The sequence below is a fragment of the Chitinophaga sancti genome, from assembly GCF_034087045.1.
Taxonomy (GTDB): Bacteria; Bacteroidota; Bacteroidia; order Chitinophagales; family Chitinophagaceae; genus Chitinophaga; species Chitinophaga sancti_B.
The window spans coordinates 6,241,602-6,257,462 of sequence record NZ_CP139247.1; the positions used below are offsets into that span (position 1 = coordinate 6,241,602).

At 42.1% G+C, this 15,861-nt stretch carries 15 protein-coding genes and 1 tRNA gene; 7 read left to right on the top strand and 9 right to left on the bottom strand.

The window, feature by feature from the left end; all coding sequences use genetic code 11:
* Positions 1-48: 48 nt before the first annotated feature.
* On the bottom strand, positions 49-459 hold the full coding sequence (locus tag SIO70_RS25220; RefSeq protein WP_320575458.1) for a cupin domain-containing protein: 411 nt from the start codon (positions 457-459) through the stop codon (positions 49-51).
* 106 nt (positions 460-565) lie between these two features.
* On the opposite strand from SIO70_RS25220, the gene SIO70_RS25225 reads away from it, so the two are divergent.
* Both SIO70_RS25225 and SIO70_RS25230 read left to right on the top strand, forming a co-directional pair.
* Positions 566-1,417 (top strand): helix-turn-helix domain-containing protein, encoded by an 852-nt coding sequence (locus SIO70_RS25225; RefSeq protein ID WP_320575459.1) that lies wholly within the window; start codon positions 566-568, stop codon positions 1,415-1,417.
* 59 nt (positions 1,418-1,476) lie between these two features.
* A complete protein-coding gene (locus tag SIO70_RS25230; RefSeq protein WP_320575461.1) occupies positions 1,477-2,625 on the top strand; it encodes an NAD(P)/FAD-dependent oxidoreductase in 1,149 nt (382 codons plus the stop codon).
* Positions 2,626-2,637: 12 nt separating this feature from the next.
* Here SIO70_RS25230 and SIO70_RS25235 read toward each other — a convergent pair whose 3' ends face one another.
* Together SIO70_RS25235 and SIO70_RS25240 are read right to left on the bottom strand one after the other, a co-directional pair.
* Positions 2,638-3,111 (bottom strand): TlpA disulfide reductase family protein, encoded by a 474-nt coding sequence (locus SIO70_RS25235; RefSeq protein WP_320575463.1) that lies wholly within the window; start codon positions 3,109-3,111, stop codon positions 2,638-2,640.
* Between the two features lie 300 nt (positions 3,112-3,411).
* Complete coding sequence (locus SIO70_RS25240; protein ID WP_320575465.1) at positions 3,412-3,762, bottom strand: EthD domain-containing protein; 351 nt, start codon at positions 3,760-3,762, stop codon at positions 3,412-3,414.
* 79 nt (positions 3,763-3,841) lie between these two features.
* Here SIO70_RS25240 and SIO70_RS25245 point away from each other — a divergent pair, with 79 nt between their 5' ends.
* A complete protein-coding gene (locus SIO70_RS25245; protein ID WP_320575467.1) occupies positions 3,842-4,222 on the top strand; it encodes a helix-turn-helix domain-containing protein in 381 nt (126 codons plus the stop codon).
* A 119-nt stretch (positions 4,223-4,341) separates the two neighbouring features.
* On the opposite strand, the gene SIO70_RS25250 is transcribed toward SIO70_RS25245, so the two are convergent.
* On the bottom strand, positions 4,342-5,049 hold the full coding sequence (locus SIO70_RS25250) for a Crp/Fnr family transcriptional regulator (protein WP_320575469.1): 708 nt from the start codon (positions 5,047-5,049) through the stop codon (positions 4,342-4,344).
* 115 nt (positions 5,050-5,164) lie between these two features.
* Between SIO70_RS25250 and SIO70_RS25255 the strand changes: the two genes are divergently transcribed.
* Together SIO70_RS25255 and SIO70_RS25260 are read left to right on the top strand one after the other, a co-directional pair.
* The gene (locus tag SIO70_RS25255; protein ID WP_320575471.1) at positions 5,165-5,767 is read left to right on the top strand and encodes a class I SAM-dependent methyltransferase; all 603 of its coding nucleotides are present in this window, start codon (positions 5,165-5,167) and stop codon (positions 5,765-5,767) included.
* A gap of 1 nt (position 5,768) precedes the next feature.
* Positions 5,769-6,497 carry a YoaK family protein gene (locus tag SIO70_RS25260; RefSeq protein WP_320575473.1) on the top strand — a complete coding sequence of 243 codons (729 nt, stop codon included), beginning with the start codon at positions 5,769-5,771 and terminating at the stop codon, positions 6,495-6,497.
* A gap of 78 nt (positions 6,498-6,575) precedes the next feature.
* Here the strand turns inward: SIO70_RS25260 and SIO70_RS25265 are convergent, their stop codons facing one another.
* The 4 genes from SIO70_RS25265 to SIO70_RS25280 form a co-directional block, all read right to left on the bottom strand.
* On the bottom strand, positions 6,576-9,032 hold the full coding sequence (locus tag SIO70_RS25265; RefSeq protein ID WP_320575474.1) for a TonB-dependent receptor: 2,457 nt from the start codon (positions 9,030-9,032) through the stop codon (positions 6,576-6,578).
* A gap of 114 nt (positions 9,033-9,146) precedes the next feature.
* A complete protein-coding gene (locus tag SIO70_RS25270) occupies positions 9,147-10,412 on the bottom strand; it encodes a M56 family metallopeptidase (RefSeq protein ID WP_320575476.1) in 1,266 nt (421 codons plus the stop codon).
* Between the two features lie 21 nt (positions 10,413-10,433).
* Positions 10,434-10,811 carry a BlaI/MecI/CopY family transcriptional regulator gene (locus tag SIO70_RS25275; RefSeq protein ID WP_320575478.1) on the bottom strand — a complete coding sequence of 126 codons (378 nt, stop codon included), beginning with the start codon at positions 10,809-10,811 and terminating at the stop codon, positions 10,434-10,436.
* A 173-nt stretch (positions 10,812-10,984) separates the two neighbouring features.
* Positions 10,985-11,057: transfer RNA gene (locus SIO70_RS25280), tRNA-Lys, on the bottom strand.
* A gap of 95 nt (positions 11,058-11,152) precedes the next feature.
* On the opposite strand from SIO70_RS25280, the gene SIO70_RS25285 reads away from it, so the two are divergent.
* Positions 11,153-11,926 carry an alpha/beta hydrolase gene (locus SIO70_RS25285; protein ID WP_320575480.1) on the top strand — a complete coding sequence of 258 codons (774 nt, stop codon included), beginning with the start codon at positions 11,153-11,155 and terminating at the stop codon, positions 11,924-11,926.
* A gap of 16 nt (positions 11,927-11,942) precedes the next feature.
* Here the strand turns inward: SIO70_RS25285 and SIO70_RS25290 are convergent, their stop codons facing one another.
* Positions 11,943-13,139, bottom strand: a complete 1,197-nt coding sequence (locus SIO70_RS25290; protein ID WP_320575482.1) for a M20 family metallopeptidase — start codon at positions 13,137-13,139, stop codon at positions 11,943-11,945.
* A 369-nt stretch (positions 13,140-13,508) separates the two neighbouring features.
* Between SIO70_RS25290 and SIO70_RS25295 the strand changes: the two genes are divergently transcribed.
* Complete coding sequence (locus SIO70_RS25295) at positions 13,509-15,818, top strand: glycoside hydrolase family 3 protein (RefSeq protein ID WP_320575484.1); 2,310 nt, start codon at positions 13,509-13,511, stop codon at positions 15,816-15,818.
* The last annotated feature ends 43 nt before the right edge of the window (positions 15,819-15,861 follow it).

A 15,861-nucleotide genomic window follows, 5' to 3' on the forward strand; every position in this document is an offset into this window, starting at 1 on the left:
CCCCGGCTCTCCACAGCTGATAAAGGTTCCACCTCATCCGGCAAAACTTTATTTCTTAACCGCCAGCGGTTGTCCATCCCCACCCAGGTATACAACAAACAGCACTACATCAGTCGTCCCTTTGTTTGTTCCTTTGTGGTAGGTATCGTAAGATTCAACAAAGCTGGTACCTTCCTTATATTCAGCAGGCTGATGCCCTTCTATTTCGACAGTCAAAGTACCCTGCAGCACATAAGAGAATACAGGAATCAGGTGCTTATGCCAACCCGTGGTTTCACCCGGCGGAAAGGTAATTTTGGCCATTGTCACCTTTGCATCTTTAAATTGTGGGTACACGATCTTCTGGCCGATAGAGTTGACGGTGGTGTCTACTAACTTTTCAATTTTCAGTTTTCCGGCGTACTGTTGTGCATGTACGGTAGTACTAATGAAAATTAATAATGTCAGAATGGTTCTCATTGTTTTTTTGAAATTTGATGCAATGTAATAAATTTACCAGGGAGGTAGGGGAATAATGAGTACTACCCCTCAACAATTCAAATTATAGCACTAAAATAAAAAGTTCATGCCGAAGCATCATCAACCAATTCCTGTCATTGGCTTACCTCCCGATATAGGCATCATGCTTTTTAAGATCACGGCCTCCTCCCTACGCGGTCTCGAAGATGTACAACAGTCTCACCGGGACAGCTGGCATTTATTAACGCTACAAATGAAGGGGACCACTACCATGGAAGTGGATTTTCAAAAGATCGTTATAAAGCCATCCTCCGTATTCTACATGCATCCAAACCAGGTACATCGTGTTATCTCATTTAAAGAAGCTGTTTTTTATAGCCTGATCATCGACCACAAAAGCCTAAAACCTGAATACTTAAAATTACTGGAAGATCTTACACCGGTGCAACCACTTAAATTAAACAAAGAGACCTTTACGATCCTTTCTGAAATAGCCGCTGTCTGCATCAAATTGTATGAAAGAAAAGATGCAAAGTTATACGCATCATTATTAAAAGACAGCTGCCATACGTATATAGCAGCCATCTTATCCCAGTACCTGGCACAGGCCAATCCAACGGATGCTCCCTCGCGGTTTGATATCATTTCCAAATCATTCAAATCGGCCCTTGAAGAGCATTTCACCACCATAAAAAGTCCTAAAGAATACGCGCAAAAGCTAAACATTTCCGCGCCGTATTTAAACGAATGTGTGAGACACACTACAGGCCGGTCGGTCTCTTACCAGATACAACAACGCATCATCTTAGAAGCAGCGCGCCTGCTCTATCATTCCAATAAGTCTGTAAAAGAAATTGCTTACGCACTCGGGTTTGATGACCACTCCTATTTCACCAGACTATTTACAAAAGTAACTGGCATGACGCCGCTGGAATTCCGTAGCAAAAACCTCGAATAGTCCTATACCTACTTCGCATTGCCCTTTTTTACCCTCCTTATTCGGCTTTACTTTGTGGCATGATAGAAAATAAGCAAATCGCAATCGTTGGTGGAGGTCCGGGAGGACTAACACTGGCCAGACTTCTGCAGCTGGCAGGTGCCCATGTAAAAGTATATGAAAGAGACGCAAGTAAAGCATCCCGTGTACAGGGGGCAATCGTAGATCTTCACTTTGATTCAGGTCTGAAAGTAATTGAAAAAGCAGGTCTGATGGAGTCATTTAAAGCAAACTATATCAAGGGAGCTGATCGCTACCGCATATTTGATAAGTACGGCACCATCCATCTGGATGAACATAACAAAGCAGATAATGGTGATTTTGGGGATCCATATTTCAGACCGGAAATTGATAGAGGTTCATTAAGGAATATGCTGTTAGATACCCTACACCCCAATACAGTTGTATGGGATAGCCAGTTTGTGTCCATGACGCAGGATGGTGAAGGTTGGATACTGACTTTCAAAAATGGTACAACAGCCCAAGCAGATATTGTAATTGGTTCAGATGGTGCCCGCTCAAAGATCCGTCCTTATATTTCAGACACCAAAACCCTGTATTGTGGGGTTACAATTATACAAGGAGATATTGACAATCCTGCGGAAGCCTGTCCGGAAATATATGAACTGGTGGCCAATGGAAACCTGGTTGTATTGGCTGATGGAAAATCTATTACCGTACAACCGCGTGGAGATGGGGGATTGACCTTCTACGCTGCTGCAAAGTATCCGGAAGACTGGACAATAGATGCTTCCGACAAAGAGGAAGTATATTCCTTCCTGACAGTATTCTATGAGGGTTGGAATGAGATCTTTTTTACCCTGTTCAAAGCTTGTGATAAATTTACCGTCCGGCAGTTAAATTATTTTCCACTGGATCAAACCTGGGAACCGCATTCCAATATCACTATCATTGGTGATGCCGCACACCTGATGCCACCATCAGGAGAGGGTGTGAATACAGCTATGCTGGATGCGTTGGATTTAAGCGAGCATCTTACAAACGGGAATTACGGCGACATACAAACTGCTATTGGGGCATTTGAAAATAAAATGCGTGCACGTAGTGCAGTGTTGGCGCAAGAGGCATTGGAAGGCAATGAGGTGATGTATGGTGAAAATGCATTAGAAGCATTGGTAGGCATGTTAGATCAAAGGGAGTCTCTTTAAAAAGTGAACCTCTTATTTGCCTTCAATCAGGTCAGCTAATATTTTCTTTACTTCAGGAGAGGAATAATCAAAACCACCGTCAGTGCGCCAGACAATCTCTCCATTTTTATTAAGGATATCAGTAGCGGGAATGGTATGGTAGTAATACTCCCGTGGTACTGCGGTGGGTGCTGCATACACTGGTAATGTGTAATATTTCTTCTCCATATAGGCATTTGACTTTGGGAAATCGCCATCAATATCTACTGTAAGAAATACCACGTCTTTAAAGGCATCTTTTAATGCCTGGATGGTAGGCATTTCCTTTACGCAGGGCTGGCACCAGGTAGCCCAGAAGTTGATAAATACCACCTTTCCTTTCAGAGAACTGATTGTAATGGATTTTCCATTGGCGTCTACGAGCGCCAGTTCAGGTGCACTGCTTTGCGCATAGGTAGTAAAAGCAAAGCTGGTGATTATAATAAAGGTTTGAATGATTTTCAGCATAGGGTCACGAAGTTATGTATTATTTGATTTACTTCGACCCACCAAATAACCAAATAACTGTAAATCAACCATTTAAGATTTAAGATACCCCTAAGCCAGGTATAGGAAGGTTGGCTTCGCCTCTCCCATAGCGCATTTCCGGGGATAACCCGCCCATAAGCCGCCCATAAGCCGTACATAAGCCGTACATAAGCCGTACATATCCCGCATCTATATAGATGCGGGATATGTACGGCTTATGGGCGGGATACTTACTGGTCAGGTATATGTATGTGTCTTTTTAGACTCCCATCCTTATCGTCAGGACCCAATATGATCGACCACTACTTTCTCATCCGTGACCAGCATCAATATCTCAACCGATTTGAAAAACTTCGGCTCGTCTGGTTGAATGTGCTGTTTGTAATACTCATTAGCAAAAAATGTATTATAGTCATCCAGCGAAGAAAAATATATATCTGTAATTCCATCGAACTCCGGCGCGGGAAAACCAGCTATCTCAACCGGATGAGAAACAACGTACTTTTTGACATATTTACCCACCTCAGGGTGCGACATAAATAAAGGCGCATGGTGATTTCTATGATAATTAACGAATTCTTCTTTCGTCATTCCTTCTACCCGCCTGATTAAAAATGTAAATTTTAACATAGATATTATTTTGATTGCAAAACTATTCCCACGGGGAAATAATTACAACAGCGGACAATTTTATGCGGATATTTGAAATATGTATAAAAAGAAAACAACCACTCAGACATATTGTGGATTGCATTTATTTAAAGAGCTGCTGAATGGTAAATGGAAGCTGATGTTGCTTTTTTATGTGTATAAGGGGTATAAACGTCCGGTTCAGTTGCAGAAGGTGATACCTGCAGGCGATCGCCGGGTATTGGATAAGCAACTCCATGAATTGGTGTTACATGGTTTTATGAAAAAACACGTATTTGATACAAAAGTCCCTAAGGTGGAATATGAATTGACTGAACTGGGAGAGAGTTTAATCCCTGTGATTTTTACGATTGAGGGTTGGGGAGAAGATCACAGAACAGATTTGGAAAATGTATTAAAAGCGGATCCAAAATTCAGGGATACACTGGACTATGATTAATGGTCCGGGTTACAAAGAAATACGTCTTTAGTTCTATTGGCCGAAGTATAACCCCGCCCTATTACGACACTTTTTGATGTTTTTTTGTCGCAATCGCCTTATTTACGACAGAAAATAACTTATTGATAATTTGTCATCTGCACCAACGCCTTCACATTATAAATAATAATCGTCCTTCCCAGCGACCCTACTATCCCCTCTTTTTTCAACTCTTTTAACAACCGCACCACATTCTCCTCCGTAGTCGCCGTCATACTCGCCAGATCTTTCCTGGAAATATTTATCGCCACACTGCTTGTGTCATTTTCTGATAACTTATACTTTTCTCTCAACACAATCAGTGAAATCGCCAATCGCTCCCGCACAGAATGCTTTGCCACGATCGACAAACTATTTGCCAACACACTATATTCATAACTGAGCGCACTCAGTAGATGCTTAGATAAAGCAGGTGCCCATTCCATTGCCGACAGGAAAGCATCCCTGGGTATAAAAGCAATCCTGCTATCTTCCAGCGCAGCAGCAGAGTCCGGGTAATTATTCCCCGATAATAAAGGATGATACCCGATCAACTCCCCCTCATTGGCCACATATATGATATGCTCATTCTCATTTCTATCCTGCTTATATTTCTTCACCTTCCCCTGCTGGATATAATAAATTCCAAAAGCAGGGTTATTTTCCCTGAAAATAATCTGCCCCTTTTTGTAGGTTTGCTCCACCATATCCGCAAATAACCTTTCCAGCTCTTCCGCAGAAAGGCTCTCCATAATTGATTTGGACCGGAAAATCCACTTATCTATCGGGAATATGCCTTTTAAACTCATAGTGCTTAAAGTTGATTTTTATCAACTCATTAATTGACAACTTGCAAAGTTCTACCCACCTTAAGTTGATAATTTTGTTAGATCAATAAAGGTACAATTTATTATAGGACAGCGAATGACAAGTAATACGACAAAAGAAGACTTCTTTTCGACCAACAAGAATTTTGACCAGTTATATCCTCTCCCCATAAGTCGGTTATCCAATTTGCACTGGACACCTATAGAAATTGCCCGAAAGGCGGCCGATTTTCTATCAGTTACTCCAGGTGCAAATATCCTGGATATCGGTGCAGGTGTGGGAAAATTTTGCCTGAATGCAGGGTATTATGCGAAGGATTGTAATTTCTTTGGCGTGGAACAGCGAAGTAATCTCGTGGCAATAGCGAACCAGGTACAACGTCAACTCGGCATCAGGAACGCCTCTTTCATACATGGAAATTTCACTCAGCTGGACTTCTCAGCTTTTGACCATTTCTATTTTTATAATCCTTTTTATGAAAACCTGGTGGATGAAAGTTTGCATATAGACGATAGTATCGCCCACTCTGAAAGTCTATATGAGTATTATGCTGGTTACCTGTATACACTACTTGATACCCGACCACCTGGCACACGGCTGGCTACTTACCAGAGTTCGCATACGCGCATTCCTGCATCCTATCAGCTGGTTTCAAGTGACATTGACACGCTATTTAGTTGCTGGATAAAAAATACATGAGATGTTCAGACACCTGGGACAAAAAAGGAGCTTCAGGCATAATATCAGGCTGGCGATCCTACTCTGCTTAACGGCAGGTTTTGTCAATGCTTCAGGTTTTTTAGGATTCTTTATACTGACGACCAATATTACAGGACATGCGGCATTGCTGGCTGTAAAACTGACGGAAGGGGATCTGCGGGCTGTACGAATGGTTACGCTATGGCTCATTTTATTCCTGGCAGGGGCATTTTGTTCCAGCCTCTATATATCAAAGGCAGGAAGAGATAAACCACATTCGTATACAGTGCCGATGATGGTGGAGATAATTATACTTTGCGGGGTGGGGTACTTTGGCCATACCTACGACAAGAGTGTGGTGAAGACAGAATATTTTGCAGGGAGTCTGCTGTTTGCCATGGGTATGCAGAATGCATTGGTATCCGTGGTATCTGGTTCGGTGGTAAGGACTACGCATCTGACCGGGATGTTTACAGACCTGGGCATAGACCTGGCGTCAGCATTTTTAAAACGTCCTGCAGCGCTGCAGAAAAGGATTGTGCTGAGGTGTACAATTATTATATTCTTTTTACTGGGAGGTGTGATTGGAGGATTTGCATATGTGAAATTCCGGTATCATAGTTTTTATATCGCGGCGATTGTTTTGATAATCGCGATGTTTTATGATTTTTTCAGAGTGAATGTCAGGTTGTTTGTTTCGAGGATACGCAAAAGCCGAAAAGCCGCTTGATCTTTCGATTTAAGCGGCCTTTATTTTTTGATCCCGTTGGAACTTGCACCCTGGATCCATACATTAAAAAAAGAAAGACTAATTGTTTGTTTTTATTCTTTGTTGTTCTGATTCAGCACTACTATTATGGTTTCGTTTGGAACCATTCATTTCTTTGCCAAATCTATAATTAAAAGTCAGGCCAATAACACGGCTGTCAGAAAGATTGCGGTCAGTTGCCGTTGCCTGTTTCAGATTCGTAATTTCTCCTTTAATGATCATGGAGTAGAAAATATCCTGCACACTCAGTTTAAGTGAACCCTTGTCCTTCAGGATGCTTTTCATTACACCGGCATCCACCCGGTTCACCGGGTCCCTGATGAACTGGCCGACCCTGGTGGAAGACCGGTACATCGCATACACTTCTGCCGCCCATCCTTTATTGAACTTAAACTGGTTCATTAACCCAACACCCCACGAAAACCTGTTCTCATCTATATATTCGGAATTAATAGGTCCTTTATATCCGAAATTCAGGAATTCAAGATGCGCATTACACATGTACCATTTGGTAGGATTCACGGAAGAGTTGAGCAGCAGACCATATACAGTATTCTCCCCAATATTTGCATTACGGGCTATAAACAAATTACCTGATTGTTCTATGGTCTGTGTAATCATATCCTTTGACTTATCATACACAAGCATTGCATTTATATACTGCCGGAAATGATATGAAAGTTCATAATGATTGAGGTATTGAGGCTTTAGATAAGGATTGCCGGCTGAATAAGAATACTGGTCCATAAAATAGAGAAAGGGATTCAGATCCTGGTAGGCCGGTCTATTAATTCTGCGGCCATAACTTAATCCCAGCGTGTGGTTGCCCGCGCTATCCAGCTTGTATGACAGGTAAGCAGTTGGGAACAAACTGGTATAATCCCTTCTGAACGAAGAATCACTCTTTTCAACATTTCCAAGCTGATGCCCATTGGCAATAGTATTCTCCAGCCGAAGTCCTGCCTGAAAAGACCATCTTTTAAATTCTTTATTAAAGTTGAGGTATCCTGCATTAATATTTTCATTGTACAAAAATCGGTTGGTATAATCATAATCTGGTGTAGTCACATTATTGACCCGGTTATAATATTCAGCTGCGTTATCAGTTTTCACATAACTGGACTTTACACCAGCATCGAACCGCCCTCCAATTCCTACCGGACTTGAATAGTCTACCTTCCCCGAGTATACAGTAATATCAACCGGGAGCACGCCGATACGATCATAATTTCTTGCCAACGTATTGTCGGCTGAATACACAAAATTATTGGTCACCTGGTTACCATCAGAATTATACCGGATATAGTCCAGGTCAGCAGTGATCTCTTTTCCGGTGCTGTCAATCCTGTGCTGCAGGTTGAGGTTTACACCACCACTCTTCCATTTATATTTTCCATTCAATGTACCCTGTGCAATAGAATCTAAGGTATGAATGCTATCGTACACCCTGCTTGTCGTGTTTACTTCTTCTGATTTAGGCCGGTACAAGCCTGTAAATATAACTCCCATAGTAGTTTTGGGAGAAACGAAATAGTCCATACCCAATTTGAGATTGACCGCATCAGCAACGTTTTTATTACGCACAGCCATCTGTATCTCTGAATTGGGACTACCATCCGAATTTACATAGTTGCGGGTAACATCTGTATTTACAAAATTCCTGTCACCTGCATATCCAATGTTTGCAAACAGGTTCACCTTATTATTGCGATAATTCAAATCCAGTGCATCATTGCTTCGCCAATAGTTTGCCTGGCTATAATTAGCTGAAATACTTCCAAAAAAACCTTTTATCCTGTTCTTTTTAGTCCTGATATTGATCACGCCCGTACCGGCAGCATCGTACTTAGCTGGCGGATTTGTCATGAGTTCAATTTTATCCAGCGATGCACTGGGCATCGCTTTCAGGTAATTCGCCAGGTCCTGGCTGGATAAATAAGTAGGTCTGCCATCCAGTAATACCAGTATACCTGATTTCCCGTTCAATGAAATACTTCCATCACTACTTACACTCACGCCGGGCGATTTTGATAACACATCCAGCGCAGTAGTACCGGCATTGGTTATCAATGCATCTACATTGAGAACCAGCCGGTCTATCTGCTGCTCCATATATGGTTTTCTGGCGGTAACAGACACGCCTTTTAATACCTTCGCATCGGCTTGCAGCAACTGAATGGTCTGCAAAGAAATACTGCTATGCAAAGAATCAATAAAGATAGGATCACTAGTAAATTTGTTGTAACCTACGGCTGTTATAATTAAAAGATATTGCCCGGATTTCAGATTTTTTAACGCAAACTTACCATCCGCTTCACTAATACCTGTTTTCTGTAAGGCCGAATCTTTTGCACCTATCAACATCAGCGAAGCCCCGGGTATGGGACTGTTTTTATCATCATGGACAATGCCACTGATCTTGTTGTCAATGGGATTCTGTGCCAGGACTTTGTTACAAAACAAGCTTATCGTTATGAGCAGATACAGTGCTTTCATGTATATCTATTTATAGTTTGGCAGACACAAAACAATCCCTCATTTGAGCTTAGCTCAAAAGTCAGTTTACGTAGTCTGTTTTTAAAATGATGGTTTGTTGGAAGGTAGCCTGGGTTACTGTTTTGCGTTCTCTCCTGGCGTATGATGGGGTTCCTGCATACGTCGCTGCAAATCAGCCTCTCTCATTTTCTGGTCCTGCAGAATTCTGTTCCGATCCTCTTCCGATATCGGTTGGCTCAACAGTTTTTCATCTCTTGCTGCTAAATCCTTATCACGAATTTTGAGGGCTTCATCTCTTAACAACAGCTCATGGCTCCTTTTTTCAGGATTTAATTGATCATTATCCATGGTTTGGGAAAGATTTGTATTTGTTGTCGATTGTGCGTGAATTTTCCGGATAGGGGTAAAACCAATTAATACCAGTATAAAAAGGGATAATACCAGCACTATTCTATCCATTGGCCGCATGCCCGTATTATCTTTATGAACTATTCGTTTGACCCTGTTCATTAAATGATTCTTTTCGCCGGTGAATGCCACTACAGGACTCCCATTGGTAAGGTCAAGGTTGTATTCCTGAAAAGCCACCAATGCCTGCACATATTTCTTTTTACTTTTTATACCCGCTACTGCCAGGTCATCACAACAGTGTTCTCTTTCCACTTTTATCAGCGATGATAACCATAACACAGCCGGATTAAAAAAGAACAGGATTTCCACGAACCTTTGCATGAGGTTTACCAGGTAATCCTTTCGCCTGATATGGGCCAGTTCGTGCAATAAAATAGCACATACCTGGTCGGCGGGTAAATTGGCCAGCAGTCCCACCGGCATAATAATTACCGGCTTTAAGGCACCTATTACCATGGGCACTTTCACCAATGCTGACTCCAATAGAAATATCGTTTTATGGATCTGTAATTTCCTTGCCAGCACTGCTACCTGCTCCTGCCACTCCTTTGCCGGAGATTGGGTATTATAATTTCTGATACGCTGCATACGCACTAAGCCTCCCAATATATTTACACATTTTGCACTAAAAATTATAAACCATATACCTACAATTACAGGTGCGTGCAGGTTGCAATATGTTACAAACTGCCAGATAAAAGTCTGCTCTGACAACGGCTCCTGTAAAGTACCTACTATCGTATTATTTAACTGTTTCCCTAAGGTAAAAAGGGTGACCAGCAGGAATAAAAACAAGATACCCACCATTAAATAATAGCGTAGCCTGGCATCCGCCTTTCTTGCAATAGCGAGCAATACACCAGCGATGATTGCAAAAATCAACCCCTGCCACAAAGAATGGATGAACGTCCAGCAAAGCGCTTGTATTACATCATCTGCAAATAAACGTTGTATAAAGAGGTAGTGCATACGATAATAGTTATGAGGCAATTATTCTTCTTCCTCCAGCTTGTCAATCAGATTCCGGATTTCTTCCAGTTCCTTCCTGGATGTTTTTTTGTTAGCCAGCAATTGCATCATTAATGTGCTGGCAGAGCCATTGAAAATATTCTCCACAAACCGGCCTAACAGATCCTTTTTAGTGGTGTCTTCTGCTATAGCAGCGGAGTAAATATGCTTCATATTGGTCTCATCTCTGTCTACCATCTTTTTCTCTGCCATAATCTGCATCAGCTTTAGGGTAGTAGAATACTGCACCGTTCTCTTCTCTTCATTCAGCTTATCGTTTACAAAGCGAACAGTGGATGGACCGTACTTCCACAAAACCTGCAAAATTTCGATTTCGGCATTCGTAGGATGAATATTCATAGCTTTCATTTTCTCTAACTAAAGGTAGGAAAAATTTCGTACGAACAAAACCCTAGGTATTATTTTTATAAAAAAACTCATTATTTTGCTACCCTTAGTCTCCCAGACTTCCCATCATTTGGTAAAAACAGAAAAGCCGCTTGAATCTTGCGATTTAAGCGGCTTTTATTTTGTGATCCCGTTGGGACTCGAACCCAAGACCCATACATTAAAAGTGTATTGCTCTACCAACTGAGCTACGGAATCTGAACCCATTTTCTCTCAAACGGAGCGCGAAGATAGGGAAATATTTATTTATGCCAAATATTTTTTATTCATTTATTAACTTTTTAAGTTAGGGAATGAATAACTGGAAATCCGCTACCTGCAATGCCAACAATATCAATATTCACTACACAAGAACCGGGGGAAATAAGTCTCCTGTCATTCTCCTGCATGGGTTAATGACGAATGGATTGTGTTGGACGGATCTTGCACGTAAATTAGAAAAGGACTATGATGTGATCATGCCGGATGCCAGGGGCCATGGACAATCCGATGTACCGGATGAGGGTTACCAGTATGAGGATCTGGCAAATGATGTAGCGGGTTTGATACATGCGCTGGAACTACGTCTTCCTTTTTTGATCGGGCATTCGATGGGTGGCATGATGGCTGCAGTGGTGGCCAGCCGTAAACCGGATTTAATAAAGAGGGTGGTGCTGGCAGATCCTCCTTTTATCAATTTGAAGGTACAGCAGGATGTGTGGGATAGTGATGTAGCCGGCCAGCATAGAAAAGTATTACAGCTTCCATTGGAAGCGGTTATAGCTGATGTACGGGCCAGGCATCCTCATCGTTCAGCAGAGACGATAGCACTATTTGCAAAGGCCAGATTGCAAACCAGTATCGCAGCATTTGAGGTGCTGAGGCCACCCTATCCTGATTATAAGATATTGGTGAGTAAGATCGATATCCCTGCGCTGCTTGTATTTGGAGATAGAGGCGTGGTGACGATGGATGTAGCGAAGGAGCTACAGGGACTACAGGTGAAACAAATTGCCGACGCAGGACATAGCCTTCATATGGACCAGCCGGAACGTTTTGCTGATATTATTCAAACCTTTCTATTATAAAACAGTATGTCTCCTTTTATAAAGCCAGCCTTTCAATTATTAAGGAAGAAAAGCTCCTCACACCTACCCTTATACTTTCTTCATCTACCTTAAAACCAGGTGCGTGGTTTACGACATTCGTACCACCGAGAAAAAAATAAACGCCCGGTACATTTTGTTGAAAATAAGCAAAGTCATCGTTAAAGAAAGGAACCTGCCCATAGTCAGGTGCGGTTACATCTTTTCCATAGAGGTGCTGTAATGTTTTTAATGCGGCTTTAGTCAGTTTGCTATCATTCATGACAGTGGGGTTTTCCTGTATGAAAGAAACGTCTCCGCCCACTAATTGCTTAATGCGGGGGATGATTTTGGGGAGGTTTGCTTTGTTAGTTTCATATAAATACGTTTCCAACACAAGTGAGTCATGCAGGGTATAAGTATTAAAATGAGGATCCATGATCAGGTAGTCTTTAAATATAGTGTTGGGGTTCATTAATCCTTTGGAGGAATCACTGACCTGTTGTATCTCCCACGGTTGGCTATTCGCTTGTGAACGTGATAATGAATTGTATATTTTCGTTTCTGCTTCTTTTGCATCACCTTTCAGTAATTGAATCCTTACCCGTTCCTGGTAGGCAAACATCTCATTGGGTTTTACCATGATCTTTCCTACAGGCAGTGCTGTTACATGCAAAGCATACATTTCATCCGGATGTATTTTCGAAAATAATCCATGGTCAATCATGCCCTTTGCACCCAGAAAGGACTCTTCTTCTGATTGAAAAATAAAATAGACGGTTCCAGCGAATGATGCCCTATGTTTTGAAAGGATTTCTGCAATGCCCAGTGCAATGGCCATATGTACATCATGCCCACAGCCATGCTGCACGCCTTTTATAATGGATTTGAACGGCACATCATCCCGAAAATCATTTGGTAAAGCATCCATCTCTGCCCGCCAGGCGATTTGCTTACCGGGTTTGCTGCCTTTTAAAATACCGACAAGACTATGGCCGTAAACATTCGTATTTACTTCCAGGCCCAGGTTGATTAAATATTTTTTGATGAATACCGCTGTATGAATTTCATTTCCTGCTAATTCGGGATTTGCATGGAGCTCTCTTCTGATCCTGACCAGCTTATCATAGATGTTGTCAGTTTCTGATCTGACCTGGTCGTGTATTTCCGTTGGGCGCCAGCTAACAAGGGCCATTAATAATATCCATACTTTCATTAAAGTAAAGTAGAAATTATAAAAACGGGGTAGCTATAAATGTGATAAAATGTATTTATGCCGGGATAGAATCTTACCTGCTATCAGTAATTCTACATGGTATTTCAAGATCTTCGGAGAGATAGTAAATGGAGCATACCCGATGGTACCCATCTGCGACAACCAGTTTGGGAGATCGTACTAACAATACAGGGGAGAGTTTTTCCCCGGACTTAACCTTTTGGATATTCTCCATAAATATTGACAATAGCAGGGAATATTCCGAAAATAACCTTATCATTGCTTCAGCTTGAGGCATTAATACCCAATGCGCTCTGATTCAACGTTTCATGAAATAATATACCTATTCCACAAACATAAATTCTACTTATGATAAAGGGAATCATCACATTATCACTATTGATAGGAGTACTACCCGTACAGGGACAAGACCACAGCAACTACCAGACGATTGGCAATACCAAAGGCCCTACTCTGGGTTATGCAACTAATTCAGGTGTGAAAATCCTGACCATTGGTAAACTCCATTTTAAAGACTTAAATAAGAATGGGAAACTGGATAAATACGAGGATTGGAGATTGCCAATAGAAGAAAGGGCCAAAGACCTGGTATCAAAAATGACAGTTGAACAGATGGCAGGTTTGATGTTGTATAGTCTTCACCAGGCACTCCCCTCCCATGAAAATGGCTTTGCCAGCGGTACGTATAATGGCCAGCCATTTAGTAAGAGCGGTGCCGCACCGTCAGACATCAGCGATCAGCAAAAACAGTTTCTGAAAGCCGATAACCTCCGCCATATACTCATCACCACCGTAGCCAATCCTGGCGTGGCAGCAGCATGGAATAACAATGTGCAGGCTTTTGCAGAAGGATTAAGTTTAGGAATCCCGGTAAATACCAGTTCAGATCCCCGGCATGTGACGCAGTCAAATGCAGAGTTCAATGCCGGTGCGGGTGGCGCCATTTCTCAATGGCCGGATGGATTGGGGCTCGCAGCTACATTTGATCCGAATATCGTACAACAATTTGGTAGCATTGCTGCCAAAGAATATAGAGCTTTGGGGATCACTACTGCCCTGTCACCGCAAGTAGACCTGGCCACAGAGCCCAGATGGTACCGACTCATTTCTACTTTTGGAGAAAGTCCTGCTTTGTCAACTGACATGGCCAGGGCATATATAGATGGTTTCCAGACTTCCAAAGGTTCGGATGAGATAAAAGACGGATGGGGATGGACGAGTGTCAATGCCATGGTAAAACACTGGCCTGGCGGTGGTCCGGAAGAAGGTGGCAGAGATGCACACTTTGCTTATGGGAAGTTTGCAGTATACCCCGGTAAAAACTTCTCTGCGCACACTGCTCCATTTGTAAACGGGGCCTTAAAACTTAGTGGGAAAACAAAAGAGGTGGCTGCTGTGATGCCTTATTATACCATCTCTTATGGCATAGACCCCAGTGGTAAAAATGTCGGTAATGGATATAGTAAATACCTGCTAACAGATCTGCTGAGACAGCAATATCATTATGACGGTGTGATTTGTACAGATTGGCTCATTACTGCCAATGAAGGTGCAGCTCCGGATGTATTTGAAGGAAAACCATGGGGATTGGAAGCCAGCACTGTAGACGAAAGGCATTATCAGGCACTGATAGCAGGCGTCGATCAGTTTGGTGGCAACAATGATGCGAAACCTGTAATTGCCGCTTATCAGATGGGCGTAAAAGAGCATGGCGAAACATTTATGAAAGAGCGGTTTCAGCGGTCTGCAGTACGGTTGCTGAAAAATATATTTCGTGTTGGATTGTTTGAAAATCCTTACCTGGATATAGAAAAAAGTAAAGCGATTGTAGGCAATCCTGCATTTATGAAAGCAGGTTTTGAGGCACAATTAAAATCAGTCGTGCTACTGAAAAATCATGCGAATACGCTTCCTGTTACTGGCAGGAAAACGGTATATATTCCAAAGATCTATTACCCCATGCTGAAGAATTGGTGGGGCATTCCGACGATGCCGCATTTTGATTATCCTGTAGATACGAATACAGTCAAAAAATATTATAACATTACAGCTATTCCGGCACAAGCAGATTTTGCGCTGGTATTTGTGAGCAGTCCGGTGAGTGCTGACAATGGTTATGATGCAGAAGACAGGAAAGCAGGTGGAAACGGATATGTGCCTATCAGTCTGCAATATGGTCAATACAAAGCAGTGGATGCGCGGGAACAAAGTCTTGCGGCGGGAGATCCGGTAGTTGCTCCTACAGTAAAGAACAGATCTTACAAAGACAAAACTATTACAGCGAATAACTTCATGGATTTGCAGACCATACTGGATACAAGGTCTGTGATGAATGGCAAACCTGTTGTGGTGGTGGTAAACGCCGGAAAGCCTATGGTATTTAGTGAGTTTGAAAAAAGTGTAGATGGGGTGTTGATACATTTTGGCGTTTCTACATCTGCATTGATGGAGATCATTTCAGGAAAGATGGAGCCCTCCGGCTTATTGCCTTTGCAGATGCCGAAAGATATGGCGACGGTGGAGAAACAAAGTGAAGATGTGCCTTATGATATGGATTGTTATCAGGATAGTGATGGGCATGGTTATGATTTTGGGTATGGGTTGGATTGGAAAGGAGTGATTCATGATAGCAGGAATGCGAAGTATCACAAGGAATAAATTATTATATACCTACTGAAAAGCCGCTTCAATCGTAAGGTTG

What these genes read in the sequence shown, in the direction of transcription:
- SIO70_RS25220 (WP_320575458.1), bottom strand. Translation starts at nt 459, where the DNA reads ATGAGAACCATTCTGACATTATTAATTTTCATTAGTACTACCGTACAT.
- SIO70_RS25225 (WP_320575459.1), top strand. Translation starts at nt 566, where the DNA reads ATGCCGAAGCATCATCAACCAATTCCTGTCATTGGCTTACCTCCCGAT.
- SIO70_RS25230 (WP_320575461.1), top strand. Translation starts at nt 1,477, where the DNA reads ATGATAGAAAATAAGCAAATCGCAATCGTTGGTGGAGGTCCGGGAGGA.
- SIO70_RS25235 (WP_320575463.1), bottom strand. Translation starts at nt 3,111, where the DNA reads ATGCTGAAAATCATTCAAACCTTTATTATAATCACCAGCTTTGCTTTT.
- SIO70_RS25240 (WP_320575465.1), bottom strand. Translation starts at nt 3,762, where the DNA reads ATGTTAAAATTTACATTTTTAATCAGGCGGGTAGAAGGAATGACGAAA.
- SIO70_RS25245 (WP_320575467.1), top strand. Translation starts at nt 3,842, where the DNA reads ATGTATAAAAAGAAAACAACCACTCAGACATATTGTGGATTGCATTTA.
- SIO70_RS25250 (WP_320575469.1), bottom strand. Translation starts at nt 5,049, where the DNA reads ATGAGTTTAAAAGGCATATTCCCGATAGATAAGTGGATTTTCCGGTCC.
- SIO70_RS25255 (WP_320575471.1), top strand. Translation starts at nt 5,165, where the DNA reads ATGACAAGTAATACGACAAAAGAAGACTTCTTTTCGACCAACAAGAAT.
- SIO70_RS25260 (WP_320575473.1), top strand. Translation starts at nt 5,769, where the DNA reads ATGTTCAGACACCTGGGACAAAAAAGGAGCTTCAGGCATAATATCAGG.
- SIO70_RS25265 (WP_320575474.1), bottom strand. Translation starts at nt 9,032, where the DNA reads ATGAAAGCACTGTATCTGCTCATAACGATAAGCTTGTTTTGTAACAAA.
- SIO70_RS25270 (WP_320575476.1), bottom strand. Translation starts at nt 10,412, where the DNA reads ATGCACTACCTCTTTATACAACGTTTATTTGCAGATGATGTAATACAA.
- SIO70_RS25275 (WP_320575478.1), bottom strand. Translation starts at nt 10,811, where the DNA reads ATGAATATTCATCCTACGAATGCCGAAATCGAAATTTTGCAGGTTTTG.
- SIO70_RS25285 (WP_320575480.1), top strand. Translation starts at nt 11,153, where the DNA reads ATGAATAACTGGAAATCCGCTACCTGCAATGCCAACAATATCAATATT.
- SIO70_RS25290 (WP_320575482.1), bottom strand. Translation starts at nt 13,139, where the DNA reads ATGAAAGTATGGATATTATTAATGGCCCTTGTTAGCTGGCGCCCAACG.
- SIO70_RS25295 (WP_320575484.1), top strand. Translation starts at nt 13,509, where the DNA reads ATGATAAAGGGAATCATCACATTATCACTATTGATAGGAGTACTACCC.